This window comes from Sorangium sp. So ce1335 (assembly GCF_051521615.1).
Taxonomy (GTDB): domain Bacteria; phylum Myxococcota_A; class Polyangia; order Polyangiales; family Polyangiaceae; genus Sorangium.
Map to the genome: position 1 here is coordinate 11,888,704 of NZ_CP150363.1, position 19,524 is coordinate 11,908,227.

The following is a 19,524-nucleotide window of genomic DNA, read 5'->3' on the forward strand; positions in this document are numbered from 1 at the left end:
GGCCGACGCTCGACGTTCAGATCCTTCCCTGGTGAGGTGGACCGAGCGCGGAGCGGCTCAGGCCCGTGCGGAGCGCGTCCTTCACCGTCGCCCGGGTGAGGAGCCCGGCGGCATCCGCGCCATGCTGGACGAGCGCCTGCGCGACGGCGGCGCGGATGCCGGAGATCACCACCCGCGTGCCGAGCAGGCGCGCGGCCTGCGCGATGCGCACGAGCCGCTCGGCGGAGTTCGCGTCGACCTGCTCGACGCCGGTGAGATCGAGGATCACGTGCTGGCAGGGGTTGTCCGCGATCCGCGCCAGCAGCCGGCTCATGATCTCGGAGGAGCGCGCGTCGTCCACGGCGCCCATCAGGGGCAGGACGATCACGCCGTCCCAGACCTCGATGATCGGCGTGGACAGCGTGTAGATGACCTCCTGCTGCCGCTCGATGAGCAGGCGTTGCATCGTGGCCTCCTGCGCCCTCCGCTCCTGCTCGATCTGGTGATACGCCATGATCTCGTCATGAGCCGTCCGCAGCTCCTGCGTGCGCGCCTCGACCTTCCGTTCCAGCTCGGCGTAGAGCTTGGCGTTCTCGATCGAGACGGCCACCTGGGCGGAGAGGAGCCGGAGGACCTCGGCGTGGTCCTTCGTGAAGGCGAAGCTCGTCAGGTCGTTCTCGAGGTAGATGACGCCGGTCACGTGGCCCTGGGCGACGATGGGGACGACGAGCGTGGACCGCGGCGCGCTCGCGGCGAGGTAGGGATCGTGGCCGAAGGCGCCATACGCCGCGCGATCCTCGAGCAGCACGCTCTCACGCGTGCGCGCCACGAAGTTGACGACGCTGACCGCCAGGTCGGCGCGCGACGCGACAGGCACCGCCCCGAGCTTCCGCACCTCGTCTTCCTCGACGCGGTGCTCCGCCTCGACGCAGAGCTGGCCCTCGCGATCGAGGACGAGGAGACCTCGGCGCGCGCCGGCGTTCTCGATCAGGATGCGCATCAGCGCGTCGATCAGCCGGTCGAGCACGATCTCACCCGAGATCGCCTGGGAGGCCTTCAGGACCGAGGCGAAGTCGAACTCGACCCCCGCCGAGACGCCGGCCCCCGGGGCGGGCGCGCGGCTCGGGCGCCCGCGCGGGACCAGGTCCGGAAACGCCTGTTCGAGGCGCCGCGTGCACTGGGTCGCTCCCCAGCTCCCGTAGAGCCGGTGCGCCTCCGCCAGGTAGGCGCGCGCGACCGTCGTCTTGCCGAGGGAGAGCCAGTGACGGGCGCAGAGCTCGTTGGCGAGCGCCTCGTCGTGCAGGTAACGGCCGCGCCGCGCGAGGCCGATCGCCGCGTCGTAGAGATCCCACGCGTCGCGCGGATCGCCGCGCAGCCGCGTGAGCTCGGCCTCGAGCAGGAGCCGCCTGTGCTCGTGGTTCTCCGGGCACAAGGGGGCGCAGCGGGAGAGCCTCTCGGCGAACGCGCCCGCCCTCGCCAGGAAGAGCGCCCGATCGTCGGGAGAGGCCGCGGTGGCCGCCTGGGTGAGCGCGACGCCGCCGTAGCCGTAGAGGGGGGGATTGCCGAACCAGTTCTGGTGGGCCGTGAACTCGAGGTCTATCCGGAGGGCGCGCCGCGCAGCGTCCTCGAACGCGCCCTGGAACACGCAGAGCAAGAGCTCGTAAAAGGCCGCATAGTCGAGGGCCGTCTTGTTGTCGATGCGGCGAGCCGCCTCGAGCACCGCGTTGATGTCGACGAAGTCGCCGACGAGCTCGGCGGGGCGCTCGGTCTCGACCGACAGGTTGTGGGCGAGCTGCTCCGCCGCGCCGAGGATCCACGTGACGATATTGAACTTGTCGAGCTTGCGGATCGCGCTGTAGCTGCCGGCCTCCTTCACGAGCTCGCCGAGCGGCACCCCCTGCAGGACGCTCATCGTGACCCCGTTGCTCGCGCAGGCGAAGGACCAGAAGTGGTGGCCCGTCTCCACGGCGGCGTGGAAGCCCGCGCGGAGCGACTCCTTGCACGCCGAGTACCCCTCTTTCCAGTGCTGGACGAGGCACGCCCACCCGTTGTGCAAGAGCGGCGCGGTCCGGCGATCGGGGTAGAGCGCCGCGAGTCGATAGGCCACGCGACCGAGCTGGTAGCCGGGCTCGATGTCCCACCGCGTGCAGAGCACGCTGCCGAAGTGCATGCACGCAATGGCGGCGTTCAACGACAGCCCGTGGCGGATCGTGTACTCCAGCTTCTTCGCGGCGACGATCTCGTAGAGGTTCGATCCGAGGAAGTTGCTCGGCACGTCGAACTCCTCGAGCACGTCGTGCAGGATCCGGATCTCCGGGTCCTGGAGCGGCGGCAGATCCAGCAGGAAGTCGAGCGGCCTGTCCCCGACGAGCTGCATGGTCGCACGGATGTGCGCGTCGCTCGTCGCGTCGTCGGGAAAGGGGGGCAGGTCGATCCCGAACGCGCGCACCGCGACGAGGCCCTCGGAGATCGCGGCGGGCAGATCGGCCTTGAGCACGTGCACCTTCATCTTGAGGCGCAGGACCTCTGTGCGATCCAGCCGGCTGTCGGCGTGGTCGAGGCACTCGGAGAGGGTCGCGAGGGCGCGGTCGTGCTGGCCGTTGATCGCCTCCATCAGGCCCTTCCTTGTCGCGAAGAGGAAGCGCATGCGGTACTGCGACGTCCACGCGTCCGCCGGCAGCCGGGTAAGGCCTTGCTCGAGGTAGTGCAGCGCGGCCCCGAAGGCGGCGGACTCCTCGGCGCGGGCAGCGGCGTCGAGGTTCATGCGCGCGAGCGCGAGGCGCTCCTCGGCGCCGGCGATGAGGTCGCCGGCGCCGTTCAGGTGACCCACGGCGTCGAACAGGCCGCGCGCGTCCGCGGGATCCAGCTTGCTCGCGAGCAGCCGCCCGATGCGGAGATGCAGGCCGGGCCGCTCCGAGGCCGGGAGCATCGAGGTCGCGCCCTCCTGGACCTTGTCGTGGGCGAAGCGGAGCTTCTCGCCGGTGGCCAGGATGAGCCCCTCGGACAGCGCGGGATCCAGGCGGCTGTACACGTCCAGCGGCGAGCCTTCGCTCACGGCGCAGAGCACGTCGAGGTCGAACCGGTTGCCGATGGTGGCGGCGAGGGTGAGGGTCTCCTGCGTCGGCGGCGGGAGACGCCGGATGGTCCGGACCATGAGGTCCACGACGTTGTCCGTGTAGTGAAGCGCCTCGATCTGGGCGAGATCCCAGCGCCAGCCGGCGCCGGCCTCGAACGCGAGCACGCCGTGGTCGTGGAGCGAGCGCAGGAACGCCTTCACGAAGAACGGGTTTCCGCCGGTCTTTCGGAGGGTGGCGTCCGCGAGGGGACCGCAATCATCGCGCTTCAGGCAGTCACGGAGCATCTCGAGCAGGTGTCCCCGCTCGAGCGGCGCCAGGACGATCTCCTCGATGGCGAGCCCTCCGCTCGCGAGCTCCTCGCGCAGGAGAAGGAGCGGGTGGCCGGGCCCTACCTCGTTGTTCCGGTACGCGCCGCAGAAGAAGAACCCCTCCAGCGTGTCGTCGGCGAGGAGCGCGCGCAGGAGGGCCAGGCTCGCGGGGTCGATCCACTGCAGGTCGTCGAGGAACAGGACGAGCGGGTGCGCCCGCCGGGCGAAGACCGAGACGAGCCGGGAGAAGCACAGGCTGAGCCGGGCCTGCGCCTCGATCGGGCCGAGCGCCTCGACCGGCGGCACCTCGCCGAGCACGTGCGCGAGCGCGGGGATGACGTCGCAGACGACCCGAGCGTTGCTCCCGAGCGCCTCGAGGAGCGCATTTCGCCAGCTCGCGATCCGCGCGTCGCTCTCGCTGAGGAGCTGGCGCACGAGGCCGTCGAACGCCTGGATGATCGCGCCGTAGGGCAGCTCGCGATTGTACTGATCGTGCTTGCCGCTCGTGTAATAGCCCTTCTCGCGCGCGAGCGGCTTCAAGATCTCCTGCACCAGCGTTGACTTGCCGATCCCCGAGTACCCCGACACGAGCAGGATCTCGCGCGCGCCCGAGAGCCGGCGCTCGAAGGCGGCGACGAGCGCCTCGCCGTCGCGCTCGCGGCCGTAGAGCTTCTGGTGAATCTGGAAGAGGTCGTTCCGGTCGCGTTGACCCGCGACGAACCGCTCGATTCGACCGGTCGCACGCAGCGATGTGCGGCACTGCTCCAGATCGACGAGGAGCCCCTCTGCGCTCTGGTATCGCTCCTCCGCGTCCTTCGCGAGCAGCTTCAGCGCGACGTCGCTCACCGCCTCGGGGACGGCCCGGTCGAGCCGGGTAGGGGAGACCGGCGGGAGCGCGAGGTGGGCGTGGATGATCTCCATCGGGTCCGACGCCTCGAACGGGCGCCTGCCGAGCAGGGCCTGATAGAGCACGACCGCGAGCGAGTAGAGGTCGGTCCGGTGGTCGACGCCGCGGTTCATGCGCCCGGTCCGCTCGGGAGAGACATAAGGCAGCACGTCCGCGATCACGACCGGGTCGTAGATCCCCTTGTGCGCGCGCGTGAGCTCGGCGTCGGCGCCGAAGCCGCCGAGCTTGATGGCGCCGTCCTTTCCGAGCCACACATTGTGGGGCCGCACGTCTCCATGGATGAGGCCGCCTGCGTGGATGACCTGGAGCGCCTCGGCGAGGGCGCAAGCGAGGTCGAGCGCCTCGCCCAGGGGCAGCTTGCCGCGCTCGCGGAGCGCCGACGCGAGATCCGGACCCTCGACGTGCTCCAGGACGACGACGACGCCCTCGCTGCGCTCCTCGACGCCGTGCACGGCGAGCAGGCGTGGGGAGGAGAGCCGGGCGATGCGATCCATCTGGTGCCTGAAGCGCGCAACATCGGCGCCGCGACCCCCCGCGGCGCGCAGCACCTTCAGCGTGACGGGCAGGTTGTCGGCGTCACGACGCGCGCGGTACGCCGAGGAGCCAGGCGTCATGGTCGTGGGCTCGATGACGGTGTAACCCGGAACAGTCAACATGAGGACTCCGTAGCTCCACTTACGTGGTCTTACGTGCAGGTGCCTCGATCACAGACGCCAGGCGCTCACCGGCGAGCGGTACGAGCGAGCAGCTGTCCTCGGCGCAGAGGCGAGCGGCCGCGCGGCCGGAGCGCGCCCGGCGCGGGAGACCACAAGCCCTCTGGAGAGCGAGGAAGAGCGATATTGTGGGCATCGATCTCGGGACCACCTACCTCGAGGCCGTGCTGCTGGACAGCGTCCCCTCGAGCGTCGCGCCATGGGGGCGATGGGGCTTACCCCTGCAGGCGAGCGTCACGGATCACGGCATGGTGCTGGTCGGAGCCTTGGCTCACGTGCCCCCGCCAGTGAGACAGGAAGAACAAAACGACCCGGGGATGTCAAGGGCAACTCGCCGCGCGTGCCGCAGGCGACGGAAGGCTCGCGGCGCGCGGTGCGCCCTCCTGAGATGATGGCCGTTCCAGCATGGGATGATGGCGAACCCATCATCCCATGGTGACGATGCCACCATCGACCTTGGACGAGTCAGGAGGGCTCAATGGAGCCGAACTGGCGTGCCGGAATCGCCGGATGGCGGGCGGCGCTCGCGACACCCCGGAGGGGTTCTCCGCGGTTGCCCGGGGCTCGGTGCCTGGATAGCATCGATCCCCTCGAATCATGCCTCGCGTCCCCCGCGCCCTCTTCTCGTTCGGGGGCCATGCCGCTGCGCCTCCCGACCGCCTCGGCCGCGCCGTCGCGCGGACGTTTGCCTGGAGGATCCCTTGACGCCGAGAGAAGGGATCCTCGCCGCCCTGCGCGCGCGAGGTCTCGACGCTGGCAAGAGGATCGCGCAGGATCCGGAAGGCCGCGCTGTGCTCCTCGAGATCGCGCGTGACGCCGGCTCCGCCGAGCGCATCGCAGCGGCCGAGGCGTCGCTCGCGGCGGCGCCGCGCCTGCCCTGGCTCTGGTGCAGGAGCCACGCCGACGACGCCGGGCTGGCGATCGCCTCCGCCGTGTACGGGCTCGTGTGCGACGGCGACGTGCCGCCGGAGATCCTTCCGGCCCTTGGTGATCCGTGCCATGTGGTCCGCTACGTGGCTGTCCTGCCGTTGCGACACAGGATTCGAGTGCACGACGCGCTCGTGTTCCTGCGCGCGGAGGCGCGGTACGGCAGGTACAAGTCGACAGAGATCGGACTGGAAGCGCTCACGACGGCGGAGGACCTCCGCGCGTTCCTCGGGGCGATGGCGCCGGACGACCTCCCGGTCGCCGTCTCGTTCTTGCGCTGCGCAAGCTGGAGCGACCCATTGCGGCAGGAGGCCGGCCGCCTTCTCCGCGAGCTCCTGCACCACCCGGACGGGCACGTGCGGGCCGCGGCTGCGATCATGTGCTGGCGCCCGGACATGGAGGAGCCGGCGGTGCGGGCCGCCATCCTGGACGCCAGCCGTGTGCCCGAACTCTGGATCCGAGCGATGGTCGTCGCTCGGCTCGCGGAAGACCCTGCGGCGTACCCGGTCATCCGCGCCGCGCTGCGAGATCCCGATCCCGTGCTCCGCGACGCGGCGTCAGAGGGCATCTATTTCAGCGAAGTGCCGGAGGCCCTCGAGCTCCTCAGGGACGTCGGCGACGACCCACGGGACTCGGGATGAGCAAGCGGGGAGACCGCGCCACCCCTCCGGTCCCCTGCGTCGCCCCCGCGTAGAGGTACGAGCGCGCCCTCGAGGGCACGCGCCCGACTCGCTCAGTTCACCTCGACGTGAGACCAGGCGAAGTTGCCGACCATGCGCAGATAGTACCCGCCGTCGCAGGCAGGGGGGTAGCTCGACGACGATACCCACGTGTTGGTGACGTTGACTCCATTGAGCTCGACGGTCGCCATGTTCCAGGATTGCAGGTTGGCGCTCGCTGCGTCGAAGAACACGCACGTGTTCACGGGACCGTTGCTCACGTGAGGGATCGTCACGTGCGTCGCCGCCTCGCAGCCCGAGGGCACGCAGGTCGAGCAGGGGCCGCAGTCCACGGCGCAGGACTGGCAGCTCTCCAGCGCGGAGCACACGCTGTCGCCGCAGCTCCCGGGGTCGGCCGCCAGCGGCGCCGCCGTGGCGAGATCCGGGAGCGGGCCGATCTTGCGGCTCGGCTCGCCTTGCTGCGGCTTGCCGGTGTTCACGAGCAGATCGCGCACCTCGTGCGACGTGAGCGGCCCTGACGCCTGCTGCGCGACGCTCTGCACCACGGCCACCGCGCCGGCGACGACCGCCGAGGCGCTCGATGTGCCCGAGAAGCTCGCCGTGTAGCGGTCCCGCTCGCCCAGCGTTCCACTGTAGAGCTCACCGCCACCTCCCGTCGTGGCCACGTCCTGCCCCCAGGCATGGACGTCCACGCGGTCGCCGGAGTTGCTGTAACACGTCGGGCTGCGCGCGCTCGACAGGCTCGCGCCCACCACCAGGGCGCCGGAGTCCCGGACGGCCCGGTCAAAGGCGCCTCCGTACGTCGGGTGATCCAGATCGACCGAGCCGTTGCCGGCCGCCTCGACAACGGTGATCCCGTTGGCCGTGGCCGTCTGGATCGCGTCGAACTCCGCCGCAAAGAACTCCATCGGGACGTAGTTGCACTGGCCTGTGTTGCAGCTGCACGCGACCGTGGTCGGGCCGGGGGCGTGCACCTCGATGAGCACGACGTCTCCGGCGTCGAGCTGCGCGGCAGCGAGCGCGATCGCGGGCGCGACGCCGATATCCACCCAGCTGGAGTAGCCGACGTCCGAGAGCGGCGCGACGCCGGTCACGCCGAAGCCGTTCTCCTGGCCGACGAGGACGCCCGCCACGGCGGTGCCGTGATCCGCGTTGCCGGGGCTCGCCGCGGGCGCGTAGAAGAACGGCGCCGGGAGATCCTCGTGATCGGCGACCCAGCGCTGCTCGACGTCGATGATCCGGACGTTCTCTCCGCGACCGCCCGGGAGCGCGCGCGCCTCGGCCACGCCCATGCCGTTCGCATCGCTGTTCACATAGCCTTGCAGGGACGTGAAATCCGGCGTGTTCGCGTCGAGGGTCACGAGCTCGGCGCTCGCCTCCGGGGCCGCTGTCGCGAGCTCGGGCTTCGGCTGCACGTAGGCGATCTCCACGCTGGGGTGGGCGTTCAGCGCCTCCACCAGCTCGACGAGCGCGCTCCGCGAGCCCCCCGACCAGGGGGCCTCGAAGTAGAGCGACAGATCCGCGAGCCGGCGCGCGCCCCGCCGCTCGCCGTTGCTCTTGAGCGACGAGAGCCGCGCCTCGGGGAGCGGAAACAAGGACCTGAGGTCGAGCGACCGGGCCGAGAGCAGCGCGGCGATGCTGCGCACATCGCGCGGCACCTGCTCGGCATCGAGGCCGTTTGCAGCGCTCGAGAGATCGCCGACTCCCTCGCTGCTCAGCTGCGCGCCGCGCAGCCGGACGCCCGTTCCCTCGTGGAACTTGATGACGACGCGGACGTCGGAGACGTCGCCCGGGATCCACGAGGACGCCTGCGACTTGTCCAGGACCCTCCGCAGGCCTCGGTCGGGCGAGCTGGCCTGGCTGCCCACGGCGAGGGGCTCCGAGGTCCGGGCCACGGGCTCGGCGTCGCCGCAGCCGAGGGCGGTGGCCGAGATCCCGAGCAGCAAGGCCTGCAAGGATCGACGCAAAGGCACAAGGCGGGACGTGATGCTGGTGAGACTGGTCTGGTTGACTGGCATGGATATATCAGAAGCAAGGGTGGACGGTGTCCTGCTCAAGAACGAGCAGAGGACCACCGCTGCTGTCCTCGGCAGCGTTGCGCTTCGGGCTCGAGGGACCTTCGAGCACGGAAGTCGCAGGATCGGGCGCGCGCGTTCGCACCCCTGGCATCAAGGAGACCCGCGCAAGGCGCCGCTGGGTGCCGCCGAGGGGCTCGCAGCGTTCCGGGCAGACTTGTCATCGCGACCGAGCGCTGTCAAGCGAGCCCGGTCCCCGCTTAAGGATTCTTGACATTCGGCAGAACCCAGCATCGGATGCCCGATTTCGGTCATTCATGCGTGGCGCGTGGCAGACGCGCCGCTGCTGCCGTCTGCGCGCGTGGGGCAAGACCTCATGAAGGCATGACCCTCCGGAGGCGACGCACGGTGTCTCAGGAGCCCTGAACCTGGCGGGCTTGCTCGCGTCGTCGTGCGCGGCGCGCAGCGCGCTCGTTTCCCGGCGAGCGCCCGTGTACGCTGCCGCGCCCCGTGGGCCGCGCGGCCCGCGGGCCACGGAGGACCGCCATGATCACCCTTTACCAGGGCCCGCCCGCGTGGGGCATCCCGAACATCAGCCCGTTCTGCGTCAAGCTCGAGACATGGCTGCGCATGGCCGGCCTCCCGTACGAGGTGGGCGCCCTGGATGCGCGCGGGGCGCCCAAGGGCAAGATCCCGTACGTCGAGATCGACGGCCGCAGGATGGGCGACTCGCAGCTCATCATCGAGCACCTGCAGCGCGTCCACGGCGACGGGCTCGACGGCCACCTCACCCCCGAGGCGCGCGCGCGCGGCCACGTGATCCGGCGCATGCTCGACGAGGCGTTCTACTGGGTGCTGGTCTACACGCGCTGGGCCGAGGACGACGCGTGGGCCGTCTACCGCCCCGTCTTCGTGTCGCTCTTGCCCCCGGTCGTCGGCGGTCCGATCGCCGAGCTGATTCGCCGGGGGATGAAGCGCAAGCTCCGCGCGCAGGGCACCGGGCGCCACAGCCGCGAGGAGGTCCACGAGATGGGCAAGGCGGACCTCACCGCGCTCGCCACCCTGCTCGGCGACCAGCCCTTCATGCTCGGGGCCGAGCCGAGCTCCGTGGACGCCGCCGTGTACGCGTTCCTCGTCAGCATACTGCGCTTCCCCGCCGACTCGCCGGTGAAGCGCCACGCCGAGGCCCAGGCGAACCTCGTCGCGTACTGCGAGCGCATGCGGCAGCGCTACTACGCCGACTGGAAGCCCCCCGCCTGACACGAGGGACGAGGGGGTGGCGTCGCCGGCGGAGGGCCGCCGGCGCGCTCGATCTCGTGCTCACGCGCGCGACTGGACGAGGGGCGGCGCCGCCGGCGGAGGCTGCCGGCGCGTTCGGCCGGCGAGCGATCGCGGGCAAACATGGTACGCCGAACATCCACCTGGTGTCCGTCCCTCCGTCCTTGAGGAGATACGGGCCGCCCGCGTCGCCGTTGCGAGTTTCTCGCCGCGCGCGATGAGCTATCGGAGCGCGCGTTGCGCCCCGAGCTGGCAATTGCGCATCGCCGGGTGGAGCGGGCGCTGCGGCCGGGCGCGCCAGTCACCAGGGCGCGGGCAGCTCGGCCACGATCCGGGGCGTGCCCATGCCCACCATCGACCGTGGACCCGCCAGGAGGGATCCATCAAACAGCCTGAGCGTGCACACCTGGCCGCGAGCCGCGGTGCCCGATCAGCGATCGCTCACGAGCAAACCCACCAATCAGGGAACGAGGACGAGAACTGTGTGCAGGGCGCGAGCCCTCGGAGGCTGCGGAAGTTGTTGATGTTGTTGATGCGGTTCACGGTCAGCCGCATCCCCCGCGATTTTCCGCCGACCTCGGCGCACGCGCCCCCGATTGCATATTCGGAATTGGAATGGATGCCGAACATCCACCTGGAGTGTACTGCGCCGTCTCTGAAGAAATACGGGCCGCCCGAGTCACCACGGCAGGTTCGGACGGCGTCCGCGTCCGTGACGAAGTGCGATGCGTCGACGTAGTCCAGCGCGTTGTGCATGAAGCGCATGGTTCCATCATCTGTGCCCTCGAAGTTGGAGGGGCCTCGCCCGTAGAATGCATAGGGCTCCGATTCGCTCAGGTGCCCCGTATAGATTCCGTCGGCGGGGTCGCCATCCTCCACGTTGCTGAACGAGCCGCCGGAAACACTGGTGAAGACGACGGCCATGTCGGCGCCCACCTCCCCTCCCTGTTGCAAGCGACGCACGTAGACGTTGCGAAACGTCGTGCACTTGCCAGTCGAGGGAGAGCCCGTCAGGCATTTCCAGGTGGTTCCGGTGACCGCGTAGGAGAGCTTGGCGCTCACGGTCCCCGACAGAGCCGAGCCGAGGACATCGTCAAAGCAGTGAGCCGCGGTCAGGATCATGTGGTCGCCGACCAGCGTTCCCGTGCAGCTCCACTGTAGGGGCCCCGTCGTCGAGACGACCTCCACGGCGCCGATCCCTCCGCCTGGCGTACCGGAGCGGATCTCCTCCGTGCCAGTCCCGAGCGGCTCGTCGGAAACGTCATCGCTCGGATCTGCGGCGCCGCACGCCGCGGTCGCCAGAGCGAGCATCGCGCTGGCAGCGCCCGTGCGAATCCATGCGAGTCCAAGTCCTCCCAGCCCGCGGCAGCCTTTCGTGTTCTCGTTGTTCGTCATGGTCATCTCGATTCTAATGTATGGTTTGCGTTTCACTCCGATGCTCGTGTCGGGCAGAGCGACTCACCGAGCTCGTTGCTGAAGCCCGCTGTCTGATTCCCACGCTCGATCGCGATCACGCCGATGCCCTCGGCATGCTTGACCGGACGGGGGCTACGACTGCGGCATCGGGACCATCATGGGTACGATGAACAAGGAGCCGTTGTGTCCTGCTGGATCACGAGCGCCATGGAGCGGATCTGATAAAGCGCTACGCTCGAGGGGCAATGCAACGCGCACGCCAGCTCGGGAGCGCCACGAATCGAGGAGCGTTGTTGAAATTTTGTCGTGTGCGACGAAATAACGAGGTGCACATGGCACACCCGACGGTGGCAGTGCCAGCGCCAGTGCCAGTGCCAGCGCCTCACGTGTGTCTCGGCGAACTGGAGGGAGCCGATCGGATAGACCCGTGCGGCGCCAGCGGCCTGGGTGACGCGGGAGCAGCTCATGCTGTTTCGGACTCGCGCTGAGCGTTCTCAGGAGGGAGGCGGATCGCCCGAGGCCAGGAAGTCGGGGCTCCCGCAAGCGACGCCAGGCCATGCACCTTGCGCGGTGGGCCAGATCTCCGGGGGGCTGCGCGCCCCATCGCCGGGCGAGGACACGTCCGGATCATGGTACAACCGGACAAGGTCGCGCAGCCGAGGGACGGGGGCGCAGGGAGAGCCGGATGAACGTCGGGGGTAGCCGGAGCAGTGACGTCGAGCCGTCGGACCACCGGGAAGGTGAGGACGGCGGCTCGGTTCGGCGAGATGGCGCGGCCGGACAACAGGCCACGGGAGGAGCCGCCAGCGGCTCGGCGCGCGATGCGAGCCGCCTCGCGAAGCCATCTCACCGCGGAGCGGGCGACCCGGGAACGCCGCGCGCGTACACCGTCGGCGTCATCACGCCCTATCTCGACGGCTCGTTCTGGAACCCGGTCCTGAAGGGGATTCACGACACCGCGCGGCAGCACGGTTGTCGGACGGTCGTGATCCGCGGCACCCCCGCCGCGCTCCAGGCCCCCTCGCTCGCCAGCGAGCTGGTGGATGGGTGGATCCTGGTGCTGGCGGTGGACGGCATCGAGCGGTTCGTTCGCGAGCGGGTCCCGCGCGTCGTCGTCGGCACCCATGTCCACGAGGGCAAGTGCCCGTCCGTGATCCCCGACAACCACGCCGGGATCCGGAGCGCCGTGCGCCACCTGGTCGAGCACGGGCACCGGCGCATCGCGTTCGTCGGCTGCTTCGTCGAGTCCGATCTGCGCGTGCGCTTCGAGGCCTACAGAGAGGCGCTCGCCGAGGCGGGGATACCGTTCGATCCAGAGCTTGTCATCCGGACCAGCGACACCTGGTATATCGGAGGCGAGGACGCCGCCCCGCGGCTCCTCGCGCTGCGGCACGCGTGCACGGCGGCGATCTTCGGGACGGACAAGAACGCGCTCGGGATGATGCCCTTGCTGACGGCGGCGGGCCTCCGTATCCCCGAGGATCTGGCGATCGTCGGCTTCGACGATGTGCCGGACGCGCAAGCAGCCGACCCGCCGCTGACCACCGTGCGCCAGCGGTTCGAGATGATGGGGAGCGCCGCGTGCGAGCTCGTCCTCTCGATGCTCGCCGGCGAGACCGCCCCGCCCGAGCTCGTGCTCACGCAGAACACCTTGATCCAGCGGACCTCGTGCGGGTGCGACGTGATCCAGAGCCTCCTCGATCAGGACGCGGCGTCCGGAGGCGACGCCGGCGGCGACCTGGACCGGCGGCTCGTCGAGCTGCTCCTCGCGCCGCAGCCCCTCGCGCCCGAGGCGTCGCCAGCCGCCGTATGGCCAGGGGTCGCTCGGGTGCTAGAGGGGTACGCCGCGGCGATCGAGGGCACCGCGCCCCCTCCGGCGAAGGAGCTGGAGCGGGCGTATCAGCAGGCCATCGACATCGCGCCCGACATGGGCACCTTGATGGCGATGGTCCGCCTGCTCCGCCGGTCGCACGAGCGGCTCGGCGGCGATGCGGCGTCCGCGCGGCGGGTCGAGGCGTTCCTTGACAGCGCGCGCCTCGCGATCGCCCGGGCGCGGCTCAACGTCGAGACAGGCGCCCTGGCGCAGCTCGGAATGCTCGTGAGATCCAACTACGAGGTGGGCCTCGCGCTGCTCAGCGGCTCGCAGCAGGAGTCGCTCTCGCTGTCATGGCTCGCAAGGACAGCCGCGGACTGGGGCTGCTTCGCGCTCCGGGAGGACGCGACGACGCTCGTCGTCGCCGGCGCCTACAGCCGCGATGGCGGCGCGACGCCCCCGATCGGCAGCCGCCATCGGCTGGAGGCGTTTCCGCCTGCGGAGCTGCTGCCGCCCTCGGCCGCGAGCGGTGAGCACATGATGCTCCTCCTGCCGATCCGCACCGCCCGGCGGGAGTGGGGGTTCCTGGCGCTCCTCGGGCCGACCCTCCGCGAGCTGACCGGCGACGAGGGCACGGTCGGGGTCTGGGCGTCGCTCCTCGCCGCGGCCCTCGAGCGCAACGACCTCGTCCAGTCGCTCTCGGCGAAGAACGAGGAGCTGCAGGAGGCCTACGCCGTCGAGCGCGCGCTCTCCGACACGGTGCGCGAGCTCGGCTGTCCGCTCATTCCGCTCCTCCCCGGCGTGCTGCTCGTGCCGCTGATCGGCGCGTTCGACAGGGGCCGCGCCCTCCAGGTGCTGACGGCCGTGACCGAGGGGGTGGGCCGGCACGCGGCGCGCTTCGTGCTGCTCGACATCACCGGCGTGCCGGCGGTGGACGCCCAGGTCGCCCACGCGCTGGGCCAGATCAGCCGCGCGGTCTCCCTCCTCGGCGCGCGCGTCCTCCTCGTCGGCGTGCGGCCCGAGATCGCCAGGAGCCTCGCGGACGTGGACCTCGGCGATCTGTCCACGTACTCGTCGCTGGCGGGCGTCCTTCACGCGCTGACGACAGGGCGCCTCCGCCCTGCGGGCGGGAAGCGCGGTTGAGCGCGCATCGCCGGATGCAGGCAGCGCCATCGGGCGCCGGCGTCAGGAACAGCAGAGCGCTCGCCGGCGAGCGGAGCGCCGTGCCGGCATTCCACTCCCCGCATCCCGATGCCCCCGACGACGGCCCCGCCTCAACCCTCGGCCACGCGCACCACGAGCTTGCCGAAATTGCGCCCCTCGAGCAGGCCGATGAACGCCGCCGGCGCGCTCTCCAGTCCGTCGACGACGTCCTCGCGCAGCTTCACCCGGCCGTCGGCGACCCACGCGCCCATGTCGCGGCGGAAGGCGTCGAAGCGGTCGCCGTAGTGGTCGAGGATGACCAGCCCCTGCATGCGGATGCGCTTCTGCAGCACGGTCGTCATCACCTGCGGCAGGCGGTTCGGGCCTGACGGCGGCGTCTCGTCGTTGTAATGCGCGATCAGCCCGACCACCGGCACGCGCGCGCCGACGTTGAGGAGCGGCAGCACCGCGTCGAAGACCGCGCCGCCAACGTTCTCGAAATAGACGTCGATGCCGTCCGGACAGGCGGCAGCGAGCCGCTCGGCCAGCTCCGGATCGCGCCTGTCGAGGCAGACGTCGAAGCCGAGCTCCTCGACCGCGTGGCGGCGCTTGTCGGCGCCGCCGGCGATGCCGACGACGCGCGCGCCCTTGAGCCTGGCGATCTGCCCGACCACCGCGCCGACAGCGCCGGTCGCCGCGGCCACGACGACGGTCTCGCCCGGCGCGGGCTGGCCGATATCGAGCAGGCCGACGTGGGCGGTGAACCCGGGCATGCCGAGCACGCCCAGCGCCAGCGACGGCCGCGCCATCTCGCCGAGCTGGACAAGATCCCGACCGTCCGACAGCGCATAGTCCTGCCAGCCGGCGTTGCCGAGCACCAGGTCGCCGGCGCGGAAGTGCGGGTGCCTGGACGCGACGACGCGATTGACCGTGCCGCCCACCATGGGCTCGCCAAGCCCCACCGACGGCGCGTAGACCGGCCGGCGCTCATCCATCACCTGGCGCATGTACGGATCGAGCGAGAGGTACAGCGTGCGCAGCAGCACCTGTCCTTCGTCCGGCGTCGGTACGGCGGCCTCGTCGAGGCGGAAGTCCTGCGGCGTCGGCAGGCCGCGCGGACGCGCGGCGAGGAGGACACGGCGATTGACGGATTTGCTTTGCGGCATCGGTTTGCTCCTGTGGTGTGGGGTTTGGAACGTTCCGCGAACTCGCCCCGGCTGGCTCCGGCGCACCCTGGCCGAGCGAGCGGGTCCGACGGCGTCACGGCGTGGACCGTCGAGTAGACCGGTCGTCTAGAAGGCGACCGCAAGAAAGACGGGAGCGCATGCAGCTCATCCCGCCTCAGGCTGCTTGCGCCAGGCCCAGCAGCAGCCGCGTGCCGGTCATGGCCGTGTCCAGCGGCGCGCGGTCGCGGGTGATCTTGGCCAGCAGGCTGGCGCCGAGCCAGCTCTGGTAGAGCGCGACAGCGACCGCCTGCGGGTCGAGCACGGCGGGCAGCGAGCCGTCGGCCCTGCCCGCCTCGATGCAGCGCGCCAGGCGCTCGATCACGCGGCGCGCGCCGCGCTCCAGCGCCGCGCGCATGGTCTCGGACAGGTCGCTGACCTCCGCGCCGAGCTTCACGACGAGACAGCGGCTCTGCGCCTCGTCGCCTGTCTGCGAGTCGAGCCAGTCGCGAAAATAGCCGAACAGCCGCTGCGCGGCCGTGCCCGGCTGCGCCAGGAGCGCGTCCATGCGCCCCAGGTAGCCGGCGAAATAGGCCTCGAGCACCGCCTCGCCGAAGGCCTCCTTGGAGCCGAAGTAGTGATAGAACGAGCCCTTCGGCACCTGCGCGGCCGCCAGCACCTCGGCCAGGCCCACCGCGGTGAAGCCCTTCCGAAGCAGCAGCGGATGGGCCACCTCGAGGATGTGCTGGCGGACGTCGATGACGGCGGCGCTCGCGCTCATGACCTGTACGGTAGCACCTAGTAGACCGGTCGTCTAGTGGGCCGCTGCCGCCGATCGAGCGCGTCGCCGTGGTCCTGCCGCAAGGGGCAGGGAGCGAAGCGCGCGGCGCGCGCAGCAAACGAGCAGAATCTTTCCAATGTGTTGGCGCGGAGTCCAAGCCGCCGGAGGCGCCGCTGCACACTGGTCTCCGGACGGGCCCCGCCGGCGAGGCGAGGGTGGTGAACCACCGACAACGAAAGGGAGCGGCAGATGATCCTCGTGACCGGAGCGACAGGGAACGTCGGCGGTGCGGTGCTCGAGCAGCTCGTCGAGGCGGGCCACCCGGTCCGCGCGCTCGTGCGCGACCCGGCGAGGCTGGGAGAGCGCGGCGGCGAGGTCGCCGTCGTGAAGGGCGATCTCTCGAAGCCAGAGACGCTCGACGGGGCGTTTTCCGGCGCGGACAGGGGGTTCCTCGTCTGCGCGGGCGGCGACCTGCCGGCGCTCGCCGGCAATGCGGCCAGCGCGGCGAAGAGGGCGGGCGTGAAGCACATCGTGATGCTCTCGTCGTCCAGCGTCGTCAGCGCGCCCGACATCCAGATCGGCCGCTGGCACCGCGAGGCCGAGGCGAGGGTCAAGGCGTCGGGCGTCGCCTGGACGATGCTCCGGCCGGGAGGGTTCGCCTCGAACACGCTCCAGTGGGCCGGTTCCATCAAGGCGCAGGGCGCGGTGTTCCAGCCCCTCGGCGACGCGAGGACAAGGCCCATCGACGAGCGCGACATCGCGGCTGTCGCGGTGAAGGCGCTGACCTCGCCTGGGCACGAAGGCAAGGAGTACCTGCTCGCCGGGCCGGAGGCGCTGAGCGTGGCGGAGCAGGTGGCGAAGATCAGCGCCGCGATCGGGAGACCGCTCAGGTACGTCGACGTGAGCGAGGACGCCGCCCGCGAGCAGATGGCGAAGGCGGGGCTGCCCGAGGTGTTCATCGGCGCCGTGCTCGAGGCGTTCGCGCTCGTCAGGGCGGGGGAGGAAGAGGAGCCCTCGCCCGCGGTCGAGCAGCTCCTCGGGCGAAGGGCGCACACGTTCGACGCGTGGCTGGAGCGCCACGTGGAAGCGTTTCGATAGAGCGCGGCGGCAGGCCGCGAGGGAGGAGAGAGACCATGGCATCGAGAGCGAAGAGAATCCTCGTCATCGGCAAGAGGGCCGATATCCTCGAGCGGGGCGTCGCCGCGCTGAAGCAGCAGGGGCACGCGGCCGTCGGCACGGTGGGCGCGTCGCCGGACACGGAGTTTCACGCCGGCGACTTCGACCTCATCACCCTCGGCGGCGGCGTGGACCCCGCCACCCGGGCGCGCCTGCACGCGCGCTTCAAGGAGCAGAACAAGGACGTGATGGTGCTCGACGTGTACGCGCCGATCGCCTTCCAGCAGATCACCTGGGCGCTCAGGAGAAACTCCGTCGAGGGAGAGCTCGGGAGCGCCTTCTCGGTGACGGAGGGCGAGGACGCGTTCGTCGCGCGCGCGACGATCGAGCGCGCCTGCGCGCTGCGCCTCGACATCTACAGCTACCCGGGCAGCGTCCTGGAGCCGGAGATCGCGCGCGTCGTCGACACCTCCGTCACCCCGGGAACACACGAGTTCAAGGTCGCGAAGGAGCTCGCGCGGAACGGGTTCATGGCGGTGCTCACCCTGAACGGCGAGGAGCATCACCTGCACCGGCTGGACCCTGCGGGTTAGCGTTCCCTTCTGCCGCGGGGCTTCCGAGCCGGCTCCACGCCATCGGCGCCCTTCCCCGCCCGCGCCCCCCGGCCGGCAGGCGCCACGCTGGCCAGCGCTCGGCACGCGAGGTCGGGCAGGGTCGCCTTCATCCACGCCGGGTCCACGGCGCCGGGCGCGGAGAAGTAGGCGCGACAGGCCTGATGCGCCGGGCCGAGCAGCACGACGTCGAGCGTCACCTCGGACGAGAGCGCCCCGGCGAAGACGCCGAGCTCCGAGAGGCGCGCCACCATCTCCGCCTTGAGCCGCGCCTTGGCCTCCCGGAGCGCGGCGCGGTGGTGGCCGTCGAGCTCCAGCGCGAGCGCCTGGTACATGAAGCGCGCCTCGGCCTCGTGATCGAACACCCAGGTCAGGTGCGCCTCCACCAGCGCCCGCACCGCCGAGCGCGCCGTCCTGGCGGCGAGCACGCGCGCGGTCATGTACCCCGAAAGCCGCGCGAAGGTCCGCTCGAGCAGCGCCGCCACGAGCGCCGGGAAGTCCTCGAAGAGGTGGTACACGCTCGAAGGGCTCGCGCCCGCCTCCTTGCGGACGTCCTCGATGCCCGTGCGCAACAGGCCCCGCTGCTCGAAGCAGCGGAGCGCCGCGTCCAGCAGCGCCTCCCGGCGCGCCACGCCGCTCTGTCGCGCCACGGCCATGGCCCCTCCTACCGCAGCCCCGCGCCGCTGACCAGCCGGCCGGATTGGAGGATTCTTCCAGTTTGTTGTGGAAGGTTCTTCCAGTTGGGCTACCTTCCCCTCGAAAGCGAGGTGTCGCATGAAGCTGGGACTCGAGAAGAGGGCCGCGCTGGTGACCGGGGGGTCGCAGGGGATAGGCAAGGAGGTCGCGCTGCAGCTCGCGGCAGAGGGCGCCCGCGTGGCGCTCACCTACCGGCGCGAGCGGGAGAAGGCCGCGGAGGTCGCCCGGGAGATCGAGCGGCGAGGCGGCGAGGCGCTCGCGCTGGAGCTCGACCTCGGGTCGCTCGAGTCGGTCAAGGCGGCCGTCGCGGCCGCCCTGGCGCGCTTCGGGCAACTCGACATCCTCGTCAACAACGCGGTCCGCTGGAGCGAGCGCCTGCCCTGGGAAGCGCCGCGCTTCGAGGACATCCCGCTCGCCGAGTGGCAGGGCGTCCTCCACGACAACATCGACGGCACCTTCGCCGCCATCCAGGCCGCGGTGCCCGCCATGCGCGCCCGCGGCTGGGGCCGGATCGTCAACGTCTCCTCGGGCGTGGCCCTCGACGGGGTGGTGGGCGCCGGTCCGTACGGCGCCGCCAAGGCGGCGCTCCACGGGCTCACCGCGGTGCTCGCGCGCGAGCTCGGGCCGCACGGGATCCTGGCCAACGTCGTCGTTCCGGGCTTCACCGTGACCGAGAGGATGAGCGCGCGGGCGTCACCGGAGCTCCTGGCGCAGCGCGGGAAGGCGTACCCCGTGGGGCGGCTCTTGCGGCCCGAGGAGGTGGCGACAACCATCGTCTTCCTGTGCTCGGCCGCGAACACCGCCGTTACCGGGGAGATCCTCCGCGCGAGCGGCGGCCGGCCGATGTGACGAGGACACAGGGAGCCTCCGTGTCGTCCTCGTCGCCTGCTCCAGGCGTGGG

The 19,524-nt window shown here is 70.8% G+C and carries 12 protein-coding genes; 6 read left to right on the forward strand and 6 right to left on the reverse strand.

Features of this window, described 5'->3' with window-relative positions:
• Positions 1-16: 16 nt before the first annotated feature.
• Entirely contained in the window at positions 17-4,927 is a 4,911-nt protein-coding gene (locus tag WMF24_RS44410; RefSeq protein ID WP_437733540.1) for an AAA family ATPase, read from the reverse strand.
• A 758-nt stretch (positions 4,928-5,685) separates the two neighbouring features.
• Between WMF24_RS44410 and WMF24_RS44415 the strand changes: the two genes are divergently transcribed.
• The gene (locus WMF24_RS44415; RefSeq protein ID WP_437733541.1) at positions 5,686-6,552 is read left to right on the forward strand and encodes a hypothetical protein; all 867 of its coding nucleotides are present in this window, start codon (positions 5,686-5,688) and stop codon (positions 6,550-6,552) included.
• A 92-nt stretch (positions 6,553-6,644) separates the two neighbouring features.
• Here the strand turns inward: WMF24_RS44415 and WMF24_RS44420 are convergent, their stop codons facing one another.
• Positions 6,645-8,546 carry a S8 family serine peptidase gene (locus WMF24_RS44420; RefSeq protein WP_437733542.1) on the reverse strand — a complete coding sequence of 634 codons (1,902 nt, stop codon included), beginning with the start codon at positions 8,544-8,546 and terminating at the stop codon, positions 6,645-6,647.
• A 606-nt stretch (positions 8,547-9,152) separates the two neighbouring features.
• Between WMF24_RS44420 and WMF24_RS44425 the strand changes: the two genes are divergently transcribed.
• Complete coding sequence (locus WMF24_RS44425; protein ID WP_437733543.1) at positions 9,153-9,866, forward strand: glutathione S-transferase family protein; 714 nt, start codon at positions 9,153-9,155, stop codon at positions 9,864-9,866.
• Between the two features lie 459 nt (positions 9,867-10,325).
• On the opposite strand, the gene WMF24_RS44430 is transcribed toward WMF24_RS44425, so the two are convergent.
• Positions 10,326-11,279, reverse strand: a complete 954-nt coding sequence (locus tag WMF24_RS44430) for a trypsin-like serine protease (protein WP_437733544.1) — start codon at positions 11,277-11,279, stop codon at positions 10,326-10,328.
• A gap of 706 nt (positions 11,280-11,985) precedes the next feature.
• Here WMF24_RS44430 and WMF24_RS44435 point away from each other — a divergent pair.
• Entirely contained in the window at positions 11,986-14,256 is a 2,271-nt protein-coding gene (locus WMF24_RS44435) for a substrate-binding domain-containing protein (protein ID WP_437733545.1), read from the forward strand.
• A gap of 131 nt (positions 14,257-14,387) precedes the next feature.
• Here WMF24_RS44435 and WMF24_RS44440 read toward each other — a convergent pair whose 3' ends face one another.
• Both WMF24_RS44440 and WMF24_RS44445 read right to left on the reverse strand, forming a co-directional pair.
• Positions 14,388-15,422 carry an NADP-dependent oxidoreductase gene (locus WMF24_RS44440; RefSeq protein ID WP_437733546.1) on the reverse strand — a complete coding sequence of 345 codons (1,035 nt, stop codon included), beginning with the start codon at positions 15,420-15,422 and terminating at the stop codon, positions 14,388-14,390.
• Between the two features lie 175 nt (positions 15,423-15,597).
• Positions 15,598-16,200 carry a TetR/AcrR family transcriptional regulator gene (locus tag WMF24_RS44445; RefSeq protein WP_437733547.1) on the reverse strand — a complete coding sequence of 201 codons (603 nt, stop codon included), beginning with the start codon at positions 16,198-16,200 and terminating at the stop codon, positions 15,598-15,600.
• A gap of 249 nt (positions 16,201-16,449) precedes the next feature.
• On the opposite strand from WMF24_RS44445, the gene WMF24_RS44450 reads away from it, so the two are divergent.
• Together WMF24_RS44450 and WMF24_RS44455 are read left to right on the forward strand one after the other, a co-directional pair.
• Positions 16,450-17,298 (forward strand): SDR family oxidoreductase, encoded by an 849-nt coding sequence (locus tag WMF24_RS44450; protein ID WP_437733548.1) that lies wholly within the window; start codon positions 16,450-16,452, stop codon positions 17,296-17,298.
• A 35-nt stretch (positions 17,299-17,333) separates the two neighbouring features.
• Positions 17,334-17,909 carry a hypothetical protein gene (locus WMF24_RS44455; protein ID WP_437733549.1) on the forward strand — a complete coding sequence of 192 codons (576 nt, stop codon included), beginning with the start codon at positions 17,334-17,336 and terminating at the stop codon, positions 17,907-17,909.
• Here the strand turns inward: WMF24_RS44455 and WMF24_RS44460 are convergent.
• Complete coding sequence (locus WMF24_RS44460; protein WP_437733550.1) at positions 17,906-18,583, reverse strand: TetR/AcrR family transcriptional regulator; 678 nt, start codon at positions 18,581-18,583, stop codon at positions 17,906-17,908. The genes WMF24_RS44455 and WMF24_RS44460 overlap by 4 nt on opposite strands.
• Positions 18,584-18,701: 118 nt before the next feature.
• Between WMF24_RS44460 and WMF24_RS44465 the strand changes: the two genes are divergently transcribed.
• Positions 18,702-19,472 carry an SDR family NAD(P)-dependent oxidoreductase gene (locus WMF24_RS44465; protein ID WP_437733551.1) on the forward strand — a complete coding sequence of 257 codons (771 nt, stop codon included), beginning with the start codon at positions 18,702-18,704 and terminating at the stop codon, positions 19,470-19,472.
• Positions 19,473-19,524 lie beyond the last annotated feature (52 nt).